Source organism: Methanohalophilus levihalophilus, assembly GCF_017874375.1.
Lineage (GTDB): Archaea > Halobacteriota > Methanosarcinia > Methanosarcinales > Methanosarcinaceae > Methanohalophilus > Methanohalophilus levihalophilus.
Genome location: NZ_JAGGLK010000001.1, coordinates 405,184 through 427,249, shown reverse-complemented (window position 1 = coordinate 427,249; position 22,066 = coordinate 405,184). Strand labels below are relative to the sequence as shown.

Here is a 22,066-nt window from a genome sequence, read left to right as displayed (position 1 = left end):
CTGACACGGTGAATACGAAAGAACTTAAATTAATAGCTATTATCAGAAAAGGATGTATGAGCTTTTATCACCCATCAATCCCCGTGCTGTGTTGAAATATATTGGATATCTGCTAATGATAATTGCTTTTGTTCAACTGGTACCGGTTGTTGTTGCAATCATTTTTTCAGAATACGCAACTGCAATATTCTATGGTGTGACAGCTATTGCGGCCTTTATAGCGGGATTTACCATCTATAAACTTCTACCACATTATGAACTTGAGACAAAAGAAGCGATAATACTCGTAGCCATTGTGTTCCCGCTCTCATCCCTGATAAGTGCCGTACCAATGGCTCTTTCAACCGGCATGCCGTTTATAGACGCGTTTTTCGAAAGCGTTTCAGCAATTACAACAACAGGACTTAGTGTCGCGCCAGCGGATCTGGGACCCGTATTTCTTTTCTCCCGCTCATGGTCACAATGGGTTGGTGGAATAGGGATCCTCCTGATAATGCTATCGATTCTCATCACTCCGGGTATCAATGCAGCAAAAATATACAAGGTATACGGAGGAGAAAAGATTCTTCCAAACGTAATATCAACTACCCGGCTGCTTGGAAGAATTTACGTAGGAATCACTTTAATTGCCATCATTATCCTCCTGCTGGGAGGAATGACCTTTTTTGATGCTGTCTGCCATGCTTTCAGCAGCGTATCTACAGGAGGATTCTCCACCCATCCGGAAAGCATAGCCGCATTCCAGGGGCCTTTGATACCTCTCATGATCACAATTTCCTGCATAATGGGTGCGATTAGTTTTGCAATATACCCAAAAATGATTAAAAATCCGAAAGTGCTGATAGAAAACCTTGAAGTGCGATATTTTTTACTGGTAATCGCTGTTGGTACGGTAGCCCTTGCATATAGTATTTCAAGAGAGCCGGAAACAAACATGCACCTTTCTGATATACTCTTCCAGGTAGTTTCGGCACTCACTACAGCAGGTTTTTCGACTACTGATCTCTCCGTACTTTCTGATGCTTCAAAGGGTTTAATGAGCGGCCTTATGTGTATAGGAGGAGGCATCGGATCCACTGCCGGAGGAGTAAAGATATTCCGTCTGATTGTCCTTGTTAAACTCATCAAAATAGTGATTGCAAGATATTTCCTTCCCAAGGAAACCATTACTCCACTTATGGTAAAGGATCATGTTGTAGAGAATGAAGAGCTAAAGCAGCTAACGGTATTCGTGCTGCTCTATGCAATTGTATTAATAATATCTGCATACATATTCATGCTTAACGGAGTGGGTGCCGGAGATGCGATATTTGAGGTTTCAAGCGCACTGGGAACTGTAGGACTGTCTGCAGGTGTGACGGATGCATCTATGCCCGCAATCCTTAAGGTGATTCTTTGCACGGATATGCTGCTTGGGAGAATAGAAATCATTCCCCTGTTAATATTAGCTATGCCGAGAACCTGGATAAAAATTTAATTTCTGGTGAAAATTATGAGAGTGATTATAGTTGGTGCAGGCAGCCTTGGAAAACATCTGACAAAAAATATGATCGATCAGGGAAATGAAGTTGTGCTTATAGAGAAGAATCCAGCTATTGCAAAGGAGCTTGCAGAATCCCTGGATTGCACTGTCATACAGGCCGAAGGAACAAGGCCTGATATCCTGGAAAAGGCGGAAATCGATAAAGCAGATGCGATTGTTGCATGCACAAGCAGTGATCAAAACAACATAATGATAGGGCTCATTGCAAAGGAAGAAAATGTCGATAAAATTATTGTAAAGACCGACGAGAAGCAGTTTATGGAAGTTGCAAAAAAGCTCGGATTTAATCACATCATCAATCCTTCTAATATTTCTTCGATGATTGTATCCGATTTGCTGCGAGGCGTAAACACAGTGGAATTGAGCAACCTCGTGCGATCTGATGTTAGATTTATAAGCGTTATAATTGGTGAAAAAGCAACAGGGCTAAAGACTTCCGAAGTATCCCTTCCAAAAAAGAGCTCGGTTATTGGTCTTTATAGGAAAAAGGATTTTATTCTGGCTGGTGAAAACCCAACTCTGGAAAAGGATGATGAGTTGATTATTGTTACAAGAATGGAATATGTAAACGACTTACATGAACAGTTGAAGTGAAGAAGGACTCAAGGATCGGGGAGACTTCTAATCACACTGGTTAAAATCACAAAAATTGTCCGGTAATCAGGGTACTCTTTATCCGGGAAATTCGTTTTTAGAAACTGTGGTCTCTCAAAAATACACCTAAAAACTACAAATTTAGAACTGTATGAGAGTCTATTTATAGAGAAAAAAATAAAGCTTTAGTTAATTTGGGGTGGCATAATTAAAAATTGAGCTTTGCTAGCACTTTGAGATTGGTTTTTCTAAATGTGTCCGACTAACAAAATGGAGAGCAAAATCTGATATTCATAGCAGCACGGTATGTAAATTCAAACAACAAAAGGAGAAAACATCATGGACGAAGGTAGCAAGGATATAGTAATGGGATCCAATGCCCGGGGCGGCATGTCAAACCGGGACTGGTGGCCAAATCAGTTAAATCTTAGCATTCTGCACCAGCATTCTTCCAAATCCAATCCGATGGGGGAAGATTTCAACTACGCTGAAGAATTCAAGAAACTTGATCTGGAGGGTCTGAAAAAAGACCTCTATGCACTGATGACCGATTCACAGGACTGGTGGCCTGCCGATTACGGTCACTACGGAGGGCTTTTCATCCGGATGGCGTGGCACAGCGCAGGTACTTACCGCATGGGCGATGGCCGTGGAGGCGGGGGGGCTGGCAACCAGCGCTTTGCTCCTGTCAACAGCTGGCCGGACAATGTGAACCTTGACAAAGCACGTCGTTTACTCTGGCCTATCAAGCAAAAATACGGCAGGAAAATTTCCTGGGCCGACCTGATGATTCTAGCCGGCAACTGTGCACTTGAGTCCATGGGATTCGAAACCTTTGGCTTCGGTGGTGGGCGCGAAGATATCTGGGAGCCCGAAGAGGATATTTACTGGGGAGCTGAGAGCGAGTGGCTAGGCGACGAGCGCTACTCAGGAGAACGCGATCTTGAGAATCCTCTTGCCGCTGTGCAAATGGGCCTAATTTATGTGAATCCGGAAGGGCCGAACGGTAACCCGGATCCGGTCGCCTCCGCCCGCGACGTTCGTGAGACCTTCGCGCGCATGGCCATGAACGATGAAGAAACTGTGGCACTGGTTGCCGGTGGACACACATTTGGGAAATGTCATGGTGCGGGCCCGGCATCTCATGTGGGACCTGAACCCGAAGCAGCACCTATTGAAGAGCAAGGTCTGGGCTGGAAGAGCAGTTTCGGAATCGGTAAAGCTGGAGATACTATCAGTAGCGGCATCGAGGGCGCCTGGAAACCGAACCCTACCAAATTTGACCTGGGTTATCTGAGGATATTACTTAAATATGATTTTGAACTGGTCAAAAGTCCGGCAGGTGCCAATCAATGGCTGGCCAAAGATGTAGACGAAAACGATATGATAGTTGATGCCCACGACCCATCGAAAAAACATCGACCAATGATGACCACTGCGGATCTCTCATTGAAATTTGATCCAATCTACGAACCCATCGCAAGACGCTACCTGCAAAATCCGGAAGAATTCAAGGATGCCTTTGCACGCGCCTGGTTCAAGCTTACTCACCGTGACATGGGTCCCCGCTCACGCTATCTCGGCCCGGAGGTCCCGGAAGAGGCTCTTATATGGCAGGATCCGGTACCTGAAGTGGATCATGAGCTTATAGACACACAGGATATCGCAGACCTCAAGAGTCAGATCCTTGCCTCGGGACTATCGGTCTCTCAACTTGTCTCGACCGCCTGGGCATCGGCTTCCACGTTCCGCGGCTCCGACAAACGCGGTGGAGCTAACGGTGCCCGCATTCGCCTCTCTCCGCAAAAAGATTGGGAAATCAACCAGCCCGAACAACTTGCGACTGTACTTACGACCCTTGAAGGAATCCAAAAGGAGTTCAACAACACCCAGTCAGGCGGGAAGAAAGTTTCACTTGCCGATTTGATAGTTCTGGGCGGATGCGCAGGTATCGAGCAAGCGGCAAAAAATGCCGGTCATGATGTAACAGTTCCCTTCACGCCGGGACGCACGGATGCTTCAGATGAGCAAACCGACGTTGTTTCATTCAGCGTACTCGAACCAAAAGCTGACGGGTTCCGCAACTACCAAAAAGCCAAATACGCTGTATTGCCAGAGGAACTGCTGGTGGATAGAGCACAACTGCTAACACTGACAGCTCCTGAGATGACAGTCCTCATAGGCGGTATGCGTGTTTTGAATACCAACTTTGGACAATCTCAGCATGGAGTTTTCACCAAGCGTCCGGAGACGCTCACAAATGACTTTTTCATGAATCTGCTCGACATGAGCACGGAATGGAAAGCAATCTCGGACGATGTGTTCGAGGGTCATGATCGCACAACAGGGGAACTCAACTGGACAGGCACTCGCGTCGATCTTGTCTTCGGGTCAAACTCGCAGCTTCGGGCACTTGCGGAAGTCTACGGATGTGAGGACTCACAGGAGAAATTCGTGAAGGATTTTGTAGCGGCATGGGATAAGGTAATGAACCTTGACCGCTTCGATCTTGCCTGATAACAGCATCAACATCTTCGGGAGCTTTCAAAGAGTAGTTTGAAAGCTCACGGAGGCAATTAGAAACATATCCAACCCAGACAAACTGCTCTGCTCTTCAATACATAAACCGATTATAGACAAAATAGCCGGAGGTTTATGTCAGGTGGAAAATTATACTACAGGAACTTCAGTTGTCTCTACTTCATCATTGGTGGGATTCAGGTCATCGCGATAATTTTCTATATAATTGGAAACTTCTTCTGCTTCTGGATATTTTGCAATATGGAAGATGCCCTCGCCTTCATGAACAAGCGGCAAATTTGTTTTCCCGATGACAATTCCAAAATCAGGACTCGTGACTTTTGTTTCAATCTCACCTAATGGATCGTTTATGTAAGCTAATATATCGTCCTTTTTGACCGGAGCACCCAAAGGGATAATGGAGCGTAGGATTCCACTTTCTGGCGCCCGAATCCAGTGAGTAGATTGGGAAATAACAGATTTTTTATCTTTTTTCTTAGTAGCTTTTGGCCTCATGCCCAAATGGGACATTGCTCCCAGTATACCCCTTACACCGGCCCGAATAGCTACCTCATCAAAACGAAGTGCTTCACCGGCCTCATATAATAAAGCTGATATGCCGTGTTCACGAGCCGCTTCGCGCAGCGAACCATCACGCAGTTCAGTGTTAATTATTACTGGCACACCAAAGGAACGGGCAAAGGCTTCGGTTTCTTTATCATCTATCAGACATGCGCGTATTTGTGGAAGATTATCACGGGCGACTGCCCCGGTGTGAAGATCAATTATATGCGTACATTTGTCAATTATTTCGACCATTAGAATATTTGCCAGACGGGAAGCCATCGATCCTTTTTTTGAACCTGGGAAAGAACGGTTCAAGTCTCTTCTGTCCGGTAAATAGCGAGACTGGGAGACGAACCCGAAGACATTTACAATTGGAATCGCTATGAGAGTGCCTTTTATCTTATCAATGGTTTTGTGCGCTAAAACACGGCGAATAATTTCCACACCATTTATTTCATCACCATGCAGGGCAGCACATATTAGTAAGCATGGCCCCGGTTTACGCCCATGTACCACATGAACCGGCATTGATGCTGACGTATGAGTATAAAAACTGGGAATGGGCAATTCAATAGATTTCCGCGTTCCGGGCTGAATCGTTATACCGGCTATTGTAATTGGTTGTTGCATCAATTAGCCTTTTCCTCTTGTACGAGTTTTGCCGAATTTATTATTCTTTTCAATGTATTCAATAATCATACCCGCAATGTCCTTTCCCGTAACTTTTTCTATTCCTTCCAAACCAGGACTGGAATTGACTTCCATTACTACAGGTCCATGGTTGGAACGCAAGAGGTCAACACCGGCGACATTAAGCCCCATAATTTTTGCAGCACGAACTGCTGTAGAGCGTTCTTCAGGAGTAATCCGAATAAATTCGGCAGAACCGCCCCGATGTATATTTGACCTGAATTCACCACTCGAGGCCTGTCTTTTCATAGCTGCCACCACTTTGCCCCCGATTACAAAACAGCGAATGTCAGCTCCATTGGCCTCTTTTATATACTCCTGCACCAGAATGTTTGCCTTTACACCCATGAAACCTTCAATGACGCTTTCTGCAGCCTTTTGTGTTTCAGCCAATACTACCCCAATGCCTTGTGTTCCTTCAAGGATTTTGATAACAAGCGGAGCACCACCGACCATTTTTATCATATCTTTTATGTCATCTGGTTTGCTTGCATAAACAGTTACAGGCAGGCCTATGCCTTTGCGGGAAAGTAGCTGCAGAGAACGAAGTTTATCTCTGGAACGGGTAATTGCAACGGATTCATTCAAAGGAAAGACACCCATCATTTCAAATTGGCGCAAAACGGCAGCACCATAGAATGTTACTGAAGCACCGATTCTGGGTATCACGGCGTCAAAATCATCAAGTTCCTTGCCTTTGTAGTGGATAGAAGGTTTGTGAGAAGCGATGTTCATGTAAGTACGCAATACGTCTATTACTACAACTTCATGTCCTCTTTCGTCTGCTGCTTCAATCAAGCGACGGGACGAATAAAGATTCTTGTTTCTTGATAGCAAGGCAATTTTCATTTTCCAACCTCAGATTCTAACCCATATAAAGATTCGGCTTCAAGCTTTCCACACAGAAATGAGACACTTGGGTCAACATGTGCCCAATTTTTAAGTGCGCTACGCCCCAATAACATTCGATATCGCATTGTATCACGATCTGTAAGTGTTAATTCAATTGGAAAACTGTGAGATGCAATAGTGACACATGTTTCAATAACATAGCGCATCTCCTTATGCCCCCCCGAATCACTGACTTGACGATAATCGCTTATTGGAGATACACATTCAATATAAAAATCCTGGTTATCCTGTATGGGATGAATTAAAAAGCGAACCATTTCAACGCCATTCTCACTGTAATGTTCTACATCAAATGCATGTATTGAAGATGTCTTGGCACCTGTATCAACTTTTGCTTTAATGGCAGGCAAGCCCAAATCAGGAAGCGACACCCACTCCCTCCAACCAAGCATTATTTTTTCTTTTTGTTTCATTCAAGCCATCTCGCTGATCCCGGTTCCTTTGAATATTTTTATTTAAATTCAATTTTATACTTTGTCAACAGCCATTTATTAGTTTTGTTTAGAGGCTTCTACTATATCTGGTTATTACCTGCCAAATTGTATCTGTCAGGAGAATCAGTAATAAAAAGGAAATACTGACGGATGAGACTGCAAATGCTGAAAATTTTCCAATCTCCCATCACTGTGATGAAATCGGAGAAAGCAGTATATGCTTTCAATACAACCTTTTAATAAGATAAAGGATGGGGACACATGAAAATAATCATTTTATCAGATACTCATATCAAACCCGGAAAATCGCTCATTGATTTGCTTCCGGATGATCTGGTTACAATTATCAAAAACAGTGACATGATTATCCATGCAGGGGATTTTGAAACAATGGAATGCTATAATGAGTTGGCGAAGCTTGGCAATCTTGTAGCGGTTCGAGGGGATACCGACGTGCCTGAAATAATGGAACTCCTTCCTGAAAGAAGAGTCATCGAGGTCGAAGGCATTAAGATCGGGGTAATTCACAAGGGACAACTGACATCTGATAACCCGGACGGCCTGCGTTATCTTGCAAAAGAAATGGGCGTTGATGTACTGGTTTTCGGGCATTTTCACCATCCCATAATCGAGGATTTTGAAGTGCTTTTGCTTTCCCCGGGAAGTGCAATTGTCCCTGGAATCGCTGAACCCAGTGCCATCGAGCTTGAGATATCGGAAGGCAAGGTGAAGGGGAGCGTAATCCGATGTAACGGGGACGTCTGCGATTATTTTAAATACGAAAAAAACTGCTTTTTAACTGAATTTTTAGATTTTAGCTAAATGTTGCCAGAAGAGGAGGCAAATAATGGATATTTCAATTCGGCCTGAAGAAGAAGTTGAAACATCCGATAAAGAGTTTCCTTTCAGGGAAAAGCATGTCACAGCCAGCCAACTGTTTTCTGAATGAGCCTAACTTTAATAAAATACGCAAAGGCGAGTGTTTCTCCTGAAACACTTCTTGCCTTTACTATCAGTATTATTCTGCTTCATTTAACAGGCATACAAATGTCAAGGATATGATGCTTTTCCGGATGTATTTCCGGATCATTCAAATAGATCTCATAGCTTGCCCGGAACATATCGATCTCAAGGTTGTTCTGTATAAGCCACTCAACGATCGTCTCCCATGCAGGACCATATTCTTCGGCGCCTGTCAGTTCCGCACGCATCACGACGTATTTTCCACCGGGTAGTTTTTGCTTCTTGATTTCACCCTCAACTTCAACATCATCGGCGATGGTCATGCAGGCATCCAGCTTGAGTTCTTCCGGAGGGCTGACTCCCGGATCATCGTAATAAGCAGACATAAAAAGAGTGTTTGGTCCGAATAATTGCTTAGGGCCTGCCCAGTTATCCAGTTTACCAAACAAATCTGCAAAAACCTCAGCATTTCCCACGTAATTGCCAACGAAGGAAACATATGCTACAGTTCTCTCTTCCAATTCTGTTATCTCTGGCTCGTTTATGATTTCCATACCCAAAAACCTCTTTTAATTGCACAATACTTTCTGCAATTCTTACTATAAGAATTAATACTAAGTTAAGTGAAAGTAATCGATGATACTGATTTAAAAAAAGAATCAAGCAAAAAAAGGTAATTAAAACAACATCCAAACACTATCATCACAGTGAAGGATATTCTGGAAATAGATTTTTTATTCATTAGGCTTGTTGCGCAGCTTATTTAGCTCATCCACATCCTTTTTGAGTAACTCAAGCATATATTTCAGATCTGACAATTCATCTTCAAGATCTTCAACCTTTTTGTCCAAATCCACAATAATTCCCCCCATTTGTATCAGGTTCAGAAAATCACAATGCGGATTTTCCAGTTCTGAAATGAGTCATAACCATTCTCAATTTACTAATATTAATAATTAAGAGGAAGTGTTTTTACTTTACTCTAACGATACAAGAAATCGCATTTAATGACATTGAACTGTGACCCGTCAGCATAAGCTATTTTATTAGCAAAAATTAGGAACACAGTGCATTGTCCTATTCCGCAGAAATTTTTGAGAAACGCATTCAACAAAAGATTAGAATTTAAAAACAGTATCTAAAGTTCGTAATGATATATAACATTGAAAAACCAATTAATTATTAGGTGGGGTGTATTGGGGAAGTGGGCGCACAGGAGAACACGTGATAATTACGTAATGGGTAATGCAGAAATGGCCTGCTTCCATCCCTCCATTTTAAATTTTTTTACCCTTATCTTTTTTAATGGTACAAGACAAAGATGAGAATACTCATTTTTGAATAACCTCTGGAAAATTAAAATTACCATTTTTTATATAAAATCAAATCCATGTATTATGGGGTAATGGGAGAAGGTTCACAAATATCTTAAAACGATATTTTGTGTACATTGATAAAATATTCTTCGGGGTGTTTTATTGAAACAGGGAGTTTACAATTCATTCTCTTTAGATGACGATTCCGAATTTGATGCAGATTGGGCACTGGAACAAATATTAATGAGGCCAGCTCTTCTAAGACTTGGGAATCTCTCAATAAAATGTATAAAAGAGTTTTACAGGGATTCCAGTAGTCTGGCTGCTTTGTTTTATGATCTGGATTCAAGTAAGATGTATGAAGTCGAGATCCATAGTGGAGAAGTAGATTTTGCCTATATCACAAAAGCAATTGAATACTGGAATCTGGAAGAAAACAATCATTCTGGCTCCAATCATTGTATTGTTATTGCAGCAAAAGCTATCAATTACACTACTTTAAGGTTGCTGCATCTTTTTACCAGCAACATCCCTGTTATTGTTTTACAGCTGAAGACATATGAAACAGAAAACCACAGGGGAATTGTTTTCACAAAAGTTTTTCCCTATTTCATATAGGAATCTAAAGACAAATGCTCTTTTCATTTACCTGTATACGTATGACAGCAATACCGGATTTCGGGGTTAAAAAAGAATATGCAGCGCGCCATCATGTACATAGCTGGCCAATTTTATGTACATTATAGATATATTCTAACACATAGCAATTCTTAACCAGAGAATAATTTTACAGGTGTAGGACATGACAATAAATGAAAACATGATTCGGGGAAATCTAACAGAAGGGTTGCTGGGGTTTGCAATTATTGTATTCACTCTTTGGGCTGAATTAACGATTGTAAGCATAATGTAATCCGATAAGCAATCGGATTTCCATTCTTTTTTGCATGAACAGACAATAGCAGCGCTCTTTTAATCTTTACTTTTTTTATTTGCCAGTAAGATTTCCAGAGAAGCTTTTTCGAAAAGATCTGAATTAGAATAATCAGGATTAACCATCCTGCAAGTATAATATATATTTGCAGAGGCCATATATAGAATATTTTAATTAACTATATATTAGGTGCATCCAGATATTAAATAAAAATGTCAGGAATTAATAAGTTATTTCCAAAAAAGATTAAACTGGATAACACAAAACTGTTCAGGAAAACAATTGACTTTATAACAACTATCGTTCTTTATGTTCTTCTCCTAACCCTGATAGTAGGAATGGCAAAAACGATTCTGGATCTTAAATTTGCAGTATTCACATCACTTGAGGTTGGTTTTAACCAAATGGTATCCAACGTGCTTACCATCTTCATATTAATAGATCTTTTTAACATTTTTGTTGATTATCACGAACATGATCGCATTAAACTCACATATGTTGCTGATGCTACAATCCTCATAGTGATGCGTGAAGTTGCAGTTGGAATGTATGGAAGTAAGCTTGAGCCGGCATTTATCCTTTCTCTTTCGGCACTACTGCTTGTTATCGTAATTGTGCGAGTCCTTGCTATCAAGTATTCACCAGAAGAAATCCATAATCCTGTTTCACCAAAAACACATTAAGATTGGACCTGCTTATCGGCAAAGTTTCTTGAAGATAGTTTTATCCATGTTTAAATGCGAAGTTGCAAAAGATAAATCAAGGGTTACCACACATCTTGAATGTAATGATCATGGGGGATCAGGTGTGGAAAGCAAAAAGGTTTCGGAAAAAAATCATGTTGCAGAGTATGAACAAAAAGAAAAAATAAGTAGCGGAGTAGGCCAGCTTGATGAGATTTTGCATTATTTCCGTCTCGGGGACAATGTAGTATGGAAAATCGAGGAGCTGGATGATTACAGGCACTTTGCAAATAAATTCGTCCAAAAAGGACTGGATGCGGGATACAAATGCGTTTATATCCGCTTTGCTCCCCACGAGCCCATCCTTCAGGATACCGAAAATGTTGAAATTGTTACAATCAACCCAAGTCCGGGTTTTGACTATTTCAGCAGCCAGGTACATCACACAATCGAAAAATACGGGGAAAAAATATTCTACGTTTTTGACAATCTTTCTTCCCTTGTAACAGAATGGGCAACCGATGAGCTTCTTGCAGACTTCTTCAAAGTGACATGTCCGTACCTGTTCGAACTTGATACCATAGCATATTTTGCACTTACAAAAGGAAGGCACAGCCATTCAGCTGTCGCAGCAATCCGTGACACCACACAAATATTGCTGAGCTACTACCACGTAGGAGACAACACTTACCTTCACCCCCTCAAGGTTTATGCCAGGTATTCCCCGGACATGTATCTTCCACATCTTGTTTCAGAAGAAAAATGGAAGCCGGTTTTCAATAGCGGGGAAGCTGCGGCGGTTTCATCCACTGAGCGAAAGAAGGGATTAAAACGTTCAATAAAGACGATTGCACCATGGGAAAGTGTCTACTCAAGATTAAAATATTACTATGCAATAAACCCGGAATCCAGAATAACCGATCCTGATATATTGGCTCTCAAGCAGGAACTTTCAAGAATGGTAATAGGCAACCATCCGAGATTCAACAAACTTGCAGACGAATATTTTACGCTGGAAGACCTGCTCAGCATCCGGGACCGGATAATCGGCTCGGGACGCGTGGGTGGAAAGGCAGCAGGTATGCTTCTTGCACGAAGTATCGTAATAAAATCAAACGGAAAAAAGGATTTCAGGAAAATAATGGAATCCCACGATTCCTTTTATATCGGTTCGGATGTGTTTTTTACTTTCCTTATTAAGAATGACCTGTTTCGCCTGAAAGTCAAAATGGCTGAAAGCTCCGATATGAGCAGGGAAGAGTTCGAGGAAGTAGAACAAAAATTCCTCGAAGGAAAATTCCCTGAGGAAATTGTAGAAGAATTCAGGGATATGCTGGATTATTTCGGACAGGCGCCAATCATTGCAAGATCAAGCAGTCTGCAGGAGGATAGCTTTGGGAATGCTTTTGCGGGAAAATACAGGAGTGAATTCTGTGCAAATCAGGGTACTCCTGATGAAAGACTTGAAGCATTTATGCATGCTGTAAAACTTGTATATGCCAGCGCACTTAATCCCGACGCACTCTCCTACAGAAGAAAAAGAGGGTTGCAAAATGAAGATGAGCAAATGGCGATACTTGTCCAAAGGGTAGCCGGTATTCCTTACAAGCAATATTTTTTCCCGGCATTGGCGGGAGTTACATTTTCAAGAAATCTCTTTACCTGGACAAAACGGATAGATCCCAACAAAGGTATGGTAAGGCTTGTCTTTGGGCTCGGTACAAGGGCAGTTGACAGGGTTGGAAGAGATTATCCCCGCATGATAGCGGTAAGTCATCCCGGATTAAGACCGGAAGCAGGAAACCAGATTACGAAATACTCCCAATGGGAAGTGGACGTAATAGATTTCAGGAAAAATAACCTTGAGACAGTGCATTTCAGGGATCTGGTTGAAGACTGTGACTATCCGAACCTTGGAATGTTTGTTTCAATCTTAACCGGCGGATACCTCACCGATCCTTACAAGAAAATCACGGATTGTACGGCCCAACAGATGGTTCTCACATTCAACAACCTGATTTCAAAGACTGATTTTATCCCCATAATCGAAGAAATGCTGGCAACCATAGAAAGAGTGTACGAACAACCTGTAGATATTGAGTTTACAGCATCTCTGGATCCTGAAAAGAAAATAAAGTTGAACATTGTGCAATGCAGGCCCATGACCATTCCCGGAATCACAGGTCAAATCGAAATTCCTCAAAAAATACCGGCTACAGATATACTGTTCAGATCTGACAAAATCATAAATGGAGGCACAATAGAAAACATAGGTTATATCCTGTACATTGAACCGACATCCTATGATGACATTGAGGACATGGACATAAAGAAATCCATAGGGAGGGTAGTTGGGCACGTAAATGAGAAAATGAGATCAATGAACTCCAGCTTCATAATGATGGGACCCGGCAGATGGGGAAGCAGTAACATTGAACTTGGAGTCAACGTCACATATTCGGAAATTGACGGAACTTCAGTTTTGGTTGAAATAGCAAGGGAAAAAGCCGGACACACACCGGAAGTATCCTACGGAACACACTTTTTCCAGGATCTTGTGGAAGGACAGATAATCTATATGCCAGCCTACCCTGACAGGAAAGAATCGGAATTCAATGAACTATTCTTCAAAGAATCCGGAAACCTGCTGCCAGAGATCCTGCCCCGTTTCTCCGATTTTGCCAATGTGATTAAGCTGATAGATGTAAGAAAAGCTGCAGATGGAGCAAGTGCTGTAATCGCAGCAGATCCGCAGGCACAAAAAGCAATTTGCTATCTTAAAAAGGATTAAACTGCTGGAAACTATGATTCAAAAATAACGCTATTCTTCGGCGGGAAACATTCGGAAAACAACAGTTTGGAAGTGGTGGGGTGTTGGGGGTGGGTATAAGCCCACTAGTCCGAATGTTTCCGGGGAACTCCAAAAACTTCCTTACATATAAATGTTTTGAAACTGTTTTTGTATTTAAAATGTGGTTCCTGTTAACTAAAAAAGAAAGGAACACAGTAGTTGATACTTGTTTCCATACACTCAATTCCCTATTGTTAAATAGTAAGAACTGGATTAATTAGTTGTATTCAAATGACATTGCATACAAATGAAGATTATCTGAAAAGCATTTTTCGTGCTGCACCTTCGGGTATTGGGATTGTGAAAAACAGGGTTTTTGTTGATGTAAATCCCAGAATATGTGAAATGACCGGCTATTCCCGTGAAGAATTAATAGGGATAACCGCCCGAATACTTTATCCCACGCAACAGGACTTTGATTTTGTTGGAAGTGAAAAATACAAACAAATTGCCGAGAAAGGAACGGGGGCCGTTCAGACCCGATGGAAGAAAAAGAGCGGAGAAATAATCGATATTTTACTCGCTTCCACACCATTAGATGTCACCGATCTCTCAAAAGGGGTTACGTTTACAGCTACGGACATAACCGAGCAAAAGATCGTAGAAAGAAAACTGGTGGAAAGAGAAGGGCAGATTAGTGCTTTAATTAAGACCATTCCAGATCTGGTGTGGCTTAAGAATCCTGATGGCGTCTATCTTGCATGCAACTCAAAATTTGAGCGCTTCTTTGGTGCAAAAGAGGCAGAAATCATTGGAAAAACAGATTACTATTTTGTGGGTAAGGAACTTGCGGATTTCTTTACAAAGAATGACAGGAATGTAATTGAGGCCGGCAAATCCATCATTAATGAAGAGGAAGTGACGTATGCAGACGATGGCCACACGGAACTCCTTGAAACTATTAAAACTCCCATGTACGATTCTGAGGGGCAGCTTATCGGCGTAGTGGGTATTGGCAGGGATATTACCCATAGAAAAGAAATTGAAGAATCGCTGCTTCAGGCCAAAATCCTGGCTGAGAAAGCAAACCAGCTAAAGAGTGAATTTCTTGCAACCATGAGTCATGAACTCCGCACACCCCTTAACTCAATAATTGGTTTTTCCCAGATACTGGCCAAAAACCAGAATGGAAATCTGGATAACATTGAGGAAAAATACGTTTCCAACATTGTAAGAAGCGGAAAACATCTCCTTGATCTTATCAATGAGGTACTGGATCTTTCAAAAATCGAAGCAGGAACCATGGAGATGGAATATGAAAGTTTCCAGATTCCTACGATTTTAAATGAGGTAAAAGCATTGGTTTTCCCTTTACTGGCAGCAAAAGAGATCAGTTTTTCAATTCATACGGAAGCAAAATACCTTGCTTTATATGCAGACAAGAAAAAAATGAAGCAGATACTATATAACCTGCTCAGCAATGCAATTAAATTCACTCCCAACGGCGGAAAGATTGAAGTCACTGTAAAAAGTGCAAGGAATTTCATTTATATTTCTGTTTCCGACACTGGTATTGGAATATCAAAGGACGATATGGACAAAATATTCGCTCCTTTCACCCAGATTGACTCGTTCACCAGCCGGCAATATGATGGAACCGGACTTGGGCTTGCTCTGGTAAAAAAATATGTGGAAATGCATGGTGGCAAAATTTGGGTTGAAAGCGAACCTGAAAAGGGCAGTACGTTTACCTTTTCGATACCAAACGAAGGTTCCAAAAAGCAACTTACCCTGCTGGATCCTTCTTGCAATTAATTTCCAAAAAACATGCAGAGGTTCGTGGATGATTTGGGATTTTCAGCGAAATGTTAATTAAAAAAGTAATCTTTTCATATTCTTATTCCTAATTATTGTATACTTACCTGTTACCATATACCAAGCTAAGTGACTGATAACCGTGAAACTCTACAGCACTAACCTCAAAGCAGATGAAGCAACCTTCAAAACTGCACTTATCAAAGGTCTTGCTCCTGACAAGGGGCTATACCTGCCAAAAGAACTTCCACATTTTTCGGAAGAAGAACTTAATTCATTGAAGAATGAAAAGTATCCGGAAATAGCATTCAGGATCCTCTCAAAGGTTCTGGAAGGCGAAATCGATGATGATTCTCTCCGGGAAATCACGTACGACGCATACAACTACGATGTGCCTCTGGAAGAAGTGGACAACAAGACCTACATTATGAGACTTGACCGGGGCCCTACAGCTTCTTTCAAGGACTTTGCAGCTCGTATGATGGCAAGGCTCATGCAGTACTACCTTAAACAGGAAAATAAGAGCCTGGTAATTCTCACGGCCACCTCCGGCGATACAGGAAGCGCTGTTGCTCATGCTTTCTACGGTCTTGACAACATAAAGGTCATTGTCTTATTCCCGGAAACTGAAGTCTCTGATCGCCAGAGAAAACAGATGACCACTCTTGATAAGAATATCACCGCACTTGCCATGGATGGTAAATTCGATGACTGTCAGGCACTGGCCAAACAGGCATTTGCTGATGATGAGCTCGAACACCTGAATCTTTCATCTGCGAATTCCATTAACATCGGGCGTCTTATCCCGCAATCAATATACTATTTCTATGCTTATGCAAAACTCAGGAACTATCCCGAAGAAATCATTTACTCAATTCCTTCAGGAAATTTCGGTAACATGATGGGTTGTGTTCTTGCCCGGGAGATGGGAGTTCCTATAAAGAGAATCCTTGCATCAGTTAATGAAAACGATGAAGTGCCGGTTTTCCTTGAAACCGGGAAATATGCAAAGATTGAACCTTCCAGAAATTGTTTGTCCAATGCAATGAACGTCGGGCATCCAAGCAACCTCGCAAGACTGATAGCTGTCTATGGCGGGGTAATGGACGAAAAAGGAAACATCAGCAAACTTCCTGACATGGAAAAACTGAATAACGACATTTCATCCGTATCAGTAACCGACGAGGAAACAAAAGCCACCATCAGGAAGTTCTTTGAGGATTATAACATCAGCATCGAACCTCACGGGGCTGTGGGTATAAAAGGACTGCTGGATTACAGGGAAACCACCGGCGACAATACGCTTGCGGTTACACTTGAAACAGCCCATCCGGCAAAGTTCCCGGCAGAAGTGATTGCTGCAACCGGAGTAGATCCTGAACCGCCCCAGAGCCTGAAAGATGTTGAGGCAAAGGAGGAATTCATGGATCATCTCAACACTGATTATGATGCCTTTAAAGCATATTTGAAGGAGAAGCTCGAGTAAGCTTTTTCTTCATGTCTCTTCTAACATTCTTTTTTTTACCAGAACCAGAGAATTGCTGCAACCATTGCCAGCATGATACCATTCTGCATTGCAAGAGAAACGAACATTATCCGTATTCCGAGATTTGGCCTGAATATACCAACGTAATATGGCATCATGCTTTTTATCCGGGGAATACTTGCCAGTACTCTCCCCACAAGCAGAGCCAGAATAATGTCCCTGGTGGAAAGTATATCAGCAGTCATGAGATTGCCTGCTATGGTGTATGCTGCAATATTGCTGGCAAACCAGCCTGCGATTATGGGCAACCCTTCGGCCGGAACGTACCCAACCAGGAAGGATTCACGCATGATGGATGCAATCCAGTCAAATATGCCGGTTTCCATTAGCTGGAAAACAAGAATTGAAACAACTATCAAGGTAAGTGTAATTCGTGTCAGGGAGGGCTTAGATCTGCGAAGGGTTTTTGATACACCTTCCCGGTAACTTATTTTTTCCCTGTGGTAGTGTATTTCCTCAAATGAGCGGGGTGTAAGAAGAAAACGTGCTGCCAGCAGTGCCATGAGCGTTTTCAGGAAACCGATGAGAATCACAATTCCCAGATAAATCAGACCTGTGGTTCCAAGCAGTGTGACCACCACAGGAAGCAGATCCCTTGAAAGTACAATGCTTGAGGGGAATGAGTTCACCATGGTTGCAACAATGGTTTCCCGCCGGTCAATGTGATTGTCATCATGCAGTCTTGCTATCATGGAGTTTCCTGCAGCGGAAGATCCAAAAGAAGTGATAAAGCTAAGCCCGATTTCCTCACGGAGATGACCAAAGCGCATGAGTGGAGAAGCAATAAAGCCGATTTTTTTAACCCAGCCCATTTCCACAACGAAATCCATCACAAGAACGCCAATGATGATGGGGGGAATGACTTTGATGAGATAATCAAAAGCCATGTACAATGCATCAAGCCACATTGGCACTTCCAATAAACCGTATGGGATATGAATTTTACGTGGTTTTTTGAGCTGTCACCGTAGAGTAACTCAGTGCCGTTGACATCCACCAGCAGGGAAATGCTTCCCAGATAGTCAGTGAGGTACCACTCAGTGCCTCATCAAACTTTTAAAGTGTATAGATTGATAAAAAAAGTGAGGATTGAGGAATAAAAACCTCAATCACTTTAGTTTTAGAAAGCTTCACACTTTCTCTCGAAATAGCTGGAGGGATGATCGCAGGAAGGACATTCCTCAGGAGGTTTGGTTCCCTTGTGAACGTAACCACATTTCCGGCATACCCATTCGACCTCTTCTTCCTTTTTGAAAACCGTGCCGTTTTCCACTTCCTTGAGAAGTTTTTCATACCTGTCCTTGTGATGTGCTTCAGCTTCACCAATTGCCCTGAGGCGCTCTGCGATTTCCGGGAAACCTTCTTCATCTGCAACATCTGCAAATTCGGGGTACATTGTAGTGGTTTCATAGGTCTCGCCTGCAATTGCAGCTTTCAGGTTTTCAATGGTGTTTCCCTGAATGGTAGGAACCGCAGCTTCAATCATGAGTTCATCAAGTGAAGCATCATTTCCTTTTAGCTCGTTAATCAGCCTGAAAGCCCATTTTGCATGCTCCCTCTCATTATCTGCCGTTACAAGGAAGATATCTGCAATCTGCTCATAGCCTTCCTTCTTTGCAATCTTGGAATACATTGTGTAGCGGTTTCTGGCCTGGCTTTCGCCTACAAAAGCTTTGGAAAGGTTTTCAATTGTCTTTTTCATACATATCACCTCGTTAGTCAACCAATATATTATCCTCAGTTCTTTATTATCGTATTGGTATCCACTTCAAATTTATACTTAAAAACAGCATCAAATAGCCGCAATCCAAACAGATATATTCCAGTGTCTTGATCTTTACTTAGGGAAGTTGGTAATATGGGTGACATAACCAAAATATCTGAAAGTGTGTACTGGGTAGGTGTGAAAGATTGGGACAGACGCATGTTTGATGCGTTAATACCTCTTCCACAGGGCACGTCTTACAATTCATATCTTGTTCAGGGCAACGAAAAAACCGCCCTCATAGACACCGTCAATCCGGGTTTTGAAGAACAATTGAGGCAAAACATCAACAGGTACTCAAAAGTGGATTCCCTCGATTACGTTATAATGAACCATGCGGAACCCGACCATGCATTTACAATCCAGTCAATAATGAATAGTGTTCCAAAAGCCACATTGATAACTTCTGAAAAGGGAGCAAAAATGGCCATGGTTCAATATGATGTCCCTGAGGAACGGATAAAAATCGTTCAGGATGGTGACACGCTGGATCTTGGAGGAAAAACTCTCAAATTCATCGCTGCACCCTGGCTCCACTGGCCAGAAACCATGTTCACATATCTGGTAGAAGAAAAAACTCTCTTCACCTGTGATTTCTTCGGATCCCACACTGCAGCAGGATTCTATTCGGATGAAGTTGAAGATTTAATCCCCATGGCAAAACGCTATTTCGGTGAAATAATGATGCCTTTCCGCAAGCTGGGTGCAAAAGCCCTTAGCAAAATCGAGGATCTCGATATTGAAATCATTGCGCCAAGCCATGGACCTATTCATCGCAATCCCGAACTAATTCTGGAAGCTTACAAAAAATGGACTGCTGGAGAAACACTGGAAAAAGTCATTGTTGTATATGTAAGCATGTGGAACTCAACCCGAAAAATGGTTGACAGGATGGTTCAGGAGCTTGTGCGGGCTGGCATGGATGTGAAAGTTTTCAACCTTGAAAATTCCGATATTGGGGATATAGCCCGTGAACTTGTGGATTCAAGGGCCATAGTCCTTGGCACACCAACAGTCCTTGGAGGCATGCACCCGCTGGCCGTGTATGGCACTTACCTCGTAAAAGCCCTCAAACCACCGGCAAAATATGCTGTAGCCCTGAGTTCCTACGGTTGGGGAGGAGGCTCAATAAAACAGGCACAAGAAATGCTTAGCGGCACTAAAATCGAAATTTTGGGTGCCATTGATGTAAATGGTCCTCCAACCGACAAGGATTATCAGGATATAGAGAAACTATCTGCCGAACTCGTGGGAAAAATAAGGGAAAATCCATGATTGCCTTCCCGATTCTGCAATGGTGAAGCATGAACAAAGACCTGAAGAGAATTCTTCTGGACAAATGCAGGGAGATGGAAATTCCCATCGTGGGAGTTGCCAGTGTGGAAAGCTGGGAGACTCCGCCTTTCCATCCATGGATGCCGAAAGAGTTTTTTCCCCGGTCGATATATCCGGAAGCAAGGTCTGCAATTGTCATTGGCTTACCTGTTAATCTTCCTGTTCTGGAAACCACACCATCAATTTATTATCACGAATTATACAGGACAATAAACTCTCTTCTTGATCAATACACTTACAGGTTGTCTATTTTTCTCACGGAAAAGGGTCACCCATCTATCTTCATACCCAGGGATGGATATGGATCTATCGATGTTTTGCTGGAAAAACCAATTGCATTCTTCTCACACCGCCATGCAGCTTTTCTTGCAGGGTTGGGAACCTTTGGAGTAAATAACACCTTATTGACATCGAAATATGGTCCAAGGGTACGTTTTGGAACCATTCTTACCACGGCAAAGCTGGAAGCGTATCCTATAGCTGATGAGGAACTTTGCACAAGATGTATGCTGTGTGTCAAACATTGTCCGGTAAATGCCCTTGATGAAAAAGACTACCCGGAAGGTATTACAAACAAAAAAGCCTGTGCCTTATACAGTTCCAAACTCCGGGAGCGGCACATATCGCCATGCGGGATCTGTATCAAGGTTTGTCCTATAGGAAAAGATAGGGAGACATATCAGAGGGAAAACATACGGATGTATGAACAAAAAAATACCTTTCAGAAATATCATAATGCATGGAATCACGTCAGGGCATATGGTGGAAAATAAAGTAATTTCATCAAAATTATTTTTCAGAACGATTGGAAATTACTGAGGGTTATCTTTATACGGAAAAAAATGCATATCATTATGTGCTGTGATACATCTGTCCATAGCGGAACTCTCAGAATTTTTATAGGCAGCATCCATTCAAACCCGCCAGGAGTACCACCTCCCTTTTCATTTTTGGCGGGTTTCCTATTTCAGATAATTAATTTATCTCCCCATCAGCCGCTTTGCAGTTACTACCGCCTCTTCCGCAGATTTCACATATGCATCCGCACCAATCAGTTCGGCATATTCCTGAGTAACCGGAGCTCCACTAATCAGTACTTTGAAACGGCTCCTTACACCCATGTTTTCAAGAATTGCAATTACTTCAGCAAGGCACGGCATAGTTACTGTCGTCATAGATGAAATTGCAATGATATCCGCGTCGTTTTCAAGAGCGTCTTCCACAATGTCGAGAGCAGGAAGATCCGTGCCCAGATCGATTACCCTAAAGCCAGCAATCCTAAGCATACTGGAAGTAACGTTTTTTCCCAGATCATGAACATCGTTCTTCACAGTTCCAATAACAAGGACTCCTTTTTCCTCAGCTAGTTCATCTGATTCAGCAAGCTTTTCGTGTATCAGTTTGATTGTATTCTCCATTATTTCAACAGAATTGATGAGCTGTGGAAGATAACAGTCCCCATTTTCAAATTTTGCTCCAATTTCAGATACGGCATTACTCATTGTCTGTAGCAAACTGGTAACTTCATATCCAGCACGCAAGTACTCTGAAGTAAGATGCTCGACTCTACCCTCATCCAGTTCCAAAAGAGCTTGATGAATATCATTTTGAATTGCCTTTCCTTTTGACATTCAAATCCTCCATTTCCCCTGAATAAC

At 42.2% G+C, this 22,066-nt stretch carries 19 protein-coding genes; 11 read left to right on the top strand and 8 right to left on the bottom strand.

What is annotated here, in order from left to right; genetic code table 11:
- Positions 1 to 115: 115 nt before the first annotated feature.
- The 3 genes from J2755_RS02225 to katG all read left to right on the top strand — a co-directional run bounded on the left by J2755_RS02225 (position 116) and on the right by katG (position 4,654).
- On the top strand, positions 116 to 1,477 hold the full coding sequence (locus tag J2755_RS02225; protein WP_245312606.1) for a TrkH family potassium uptake protein: 1,362 nt from the start codon (positions 116 to 118) through the stop codon (positions 1,475 to 1,477).
- A 15-nt stretch (positions 1,478 to 1,492) separates the two neighbouring features.
- The gene (locus tag J2755_RS02220) at positions 1,493 to 2,137 is read left to right on the top strand and encodes a potassium channel family protein (RefSeq protein WP_209679077.1); all 645 of its coding nucleotides are present in this window, start codon (positions 1,493 to 1,495) and stop codon (positions 2,135 to 2,137) included.
- Positions 2,138 to 2,476: 339 nt separating this feature from the next.
- A complete protein-coding gene (gene katG / locus J2755_RS02215; RefSeq protein WP_209679074.1) occupies positions 2,477 to 4,654 on the top strand; it encodes a catalase/peroxidase HPI in 2,178 nt (725 codons plus the stop codon).
- A 153-nt stretch (positions 4,655 to 4,807) separates the two neighbouring features.
- On the opposite strand, the gene J2755_RS02210 is transcribed toward katG, so the two are convergent.
- From J2755_RS02210 to J2755_RS02200, 3 genes are read right to left on the bottom strand one after another with little or no spacing between them, the layout of a single operon-like run.
- Positions 4,808 to 5,854, bottom strand: coding sequence for a succinylglutamate desuccinylase/aspartoacylase family protein (locus tag J2755_RS02210; protein ID WP_209679070.1), 1,047 nt, complete (start codon positions 5,852 to 5,854; stop codon positions 4,808 to 4,810).
- A gap of 3 nt (positions 5,855 to 5,857) precedes the next feature.
- Positions 5,858 to 6,763 carry a 30S ribosomal protein S6--L-glutamate ligase gene (rimK, locus tag J2755_RS02205; protein ID WP_209679067.1) on the bottom strand — a complete coding sequence of 302 codons (906 nt, stop codon included), beginning with the start codon at positions 6,761 to 6,763 and terminating at the stop codon, positions 5,858 to 5,860.
- Positions 6,760 to 7,239: an ATP-dependent zinc protease family protein gene (locus J2755_RS02200; protein ID WP_209679064.1), complete on the bottom strand. Its 480-nt coding sequence runs from the start codon at positions 7,237 to 7,239 to the stop codon at positions 6,760 to 6,762. The genes rimK and J2755_RS02200 overlap by 4 nt, the downstream gene beginning before the upstream one ends.
- Before the next feature lie 282 nt (positions 7,240 to 7,521).
- Between J2755_RS02200 and J2755_RS02195 the strand changes: the two genes are divergently transcribed.
- A complete protein-coding gene (locus J2755_RS02195; RefSeq protein ID WP_209679061.1) occupies positions 7,522 to 8,082 on the top strand; it encodes a YfcE family phosphodiesterase in 561 nt (186 codons plus the stop codon).
- A 206-nt stretch (positions 8,083 to 8,288) separates the two neighbouring features.
- Here the strand turns inward: J2755_RS02195 and J2755_RS02190 are convergent, their stop codons facing one another.
- Entirely contained in the window at positions 8,289 to 8,777 is a 489-nt protein-coding gene (locus J2755_RS02190; RefSeq protein ID WP_209679058.1) for an AraC family transcriptional regulator, read from the bottom strand.
- Positions 8,778 to 8,957: 180 nt separating this feature from the next.
- Positions 8,958 to 9,080: a hypothetical protein gene (locus tag J2755_RS11405; protein ID WP_280954356.1), complete on the bottom strand. Its 123-nt coding sequence runs from the start codon at positions 9,078 to 9,080 to the stop codon at positions 8,958 to 8,960.
- Positions 9,081 to 9,701: 621 nt separating this feature from the next.
- Between J2755_RS11405 and J2755_RS02185 the strand changes: the two genes are divergently transcribed.
- The 5 genes from J2755_RS02185 (at position 9,702) to thrC (ending at position 17,248) form a co-directional block, all read left to right on the top strand.
- Entirely contained in the window at positions 9,702 to 10,157 is a 456-nt protein-coding gene (locus tag J2755_RS02185; protein WP_209679055.1) for a hypothetical protein, read from the top strand.
- Positions 10,158 to 10,685: 528 nt separating this feature from the next.
- Entirely contained in the window at positions 10,686 to 11,156 is a 471-nt protein-coding gene (locus tag J2755_RS02180) for a phosphate-starvation-inducible PsiE family protein (RefSeq protein ID WP_245312604.1), read from the top strand.
- A 46-nt stretch (positions 11,157 to 11,202) separates the two neighbouring features.
- Positions 11,203 to 13,947 (top strand): PEP/pyruvate-binding domain-containing protein, encoded by a 2,745-nt coding sequence (locus tag J2755_RS02175; RefSeq protein ID WP_209679053.1) that lies wholly within the window; start codon positions 11,203 to 11,205, stop codon positions 13,945 to 13,947.
- A 291-nt stretch (positions 13,948 to 14,238) separates the two neighbouring features.
- Positions 14,239 to 15,762, top strand: a complete 1,524-nt coding sequence (locus tag J2755_RS02170; RefSeq protein WP_209679049.1) for a PAS domain-containing sensor histidine kinase — start codon at positions 14,239 to 14,241, stop codon at positions 15,760 to 15,762.
- Positions 15,763 to 15,904: 142 nt separating this feature from the next.
- Positions 15,905 to 17,248 (top strand): threonine synthase, encoded by a 1,344-nt coding sequence (thrC, locus tag J2755_RS02165; RefSeq protein ID WP_209679048.1) that lies wholly within the window; start codon positions 15,905 to 15,907, stop codon positions 17,246 to 17,248.
- Positions 17,249 to 17,283: 35 nt separating this feature from the next.
- Here thrC and J2755_RS02160 read toward each other — a convergent pair whose 3' ends face one another.
- Both J2755_RS02160 and rbr read right to left on the bottom strand, forming a co-directional pair.
- Positions 17,284 to 18,222: a nucleoside recognition domain-containing protein gene (locus J2755_RS02160; RefSeq protein WP_342591047.1), complete on the bottom strand. Its 939-nt coding sequence runs from the start codon at positions 18,220 to 18,222 to the stop codon at positions 17,284 to 17,286.
- A gap of 206 nt (positions 18,223 to 18,428) precedes the next feature.
- Positions 18,429 to 19,010, bottom strand: coding sequence for a rubrerythrin (rbr, locus tag J2755_RS02155; RefSeq protein WP_209679044.1), 582 nt, complete (start codon positions 19,008 to 19,010; stop codon positions 18,429 to 18,431).
- A gap of 156 nt (positions 19,011 to 19,166) precedes the next feature.
- On the opposite strand from rbr, the gene J2755_RS02150 reads away from it, so the two are divergent.
- Positions 19,167 to 20,348: an FprA family A-type flavoprotein gene (locus tag J2755_RS02150; protein ID WP_209679043.1), complete on the top strand. Its 1,182-nt coding sequence runs from the start codon at positions 19,167 to 19,169 to the stop codon at positions 20,346 to 20,348.
- A gap of 29 nt (positions 20,349 to 20,377) precedes the next feature.
- Positions 20,378 to 21,181, top strand: coding sequence for a 4Fe-4S binding protein (locus tag J2755_RS02145; RefSeq protein ID WP_245312602.1), 804 nt, complete (start codon positions 20,378 to 20,380; stop codon positions 21,179 to 21,181).
- Between the two features lie 207 nt (positions 21,182 to 21,388).
- Here J2755_RS02145 and J2755_RS02140 read toward each other — a convergent pair whose 3' ends face one another.
- Positions 21,389 to 22,039, bottom strand: a complete 651-nt coding sequence (locus J2755_RS02140) for a cobalamin B12-binding domain-containing protein (protein ID WP_209679042.1) — start codon at positions 22,037 to 22,039, stop codon at positions 21,389 to 21,391.
- Positions 22,040 to 22,066 lie beyond the last annotated feature (27 nt).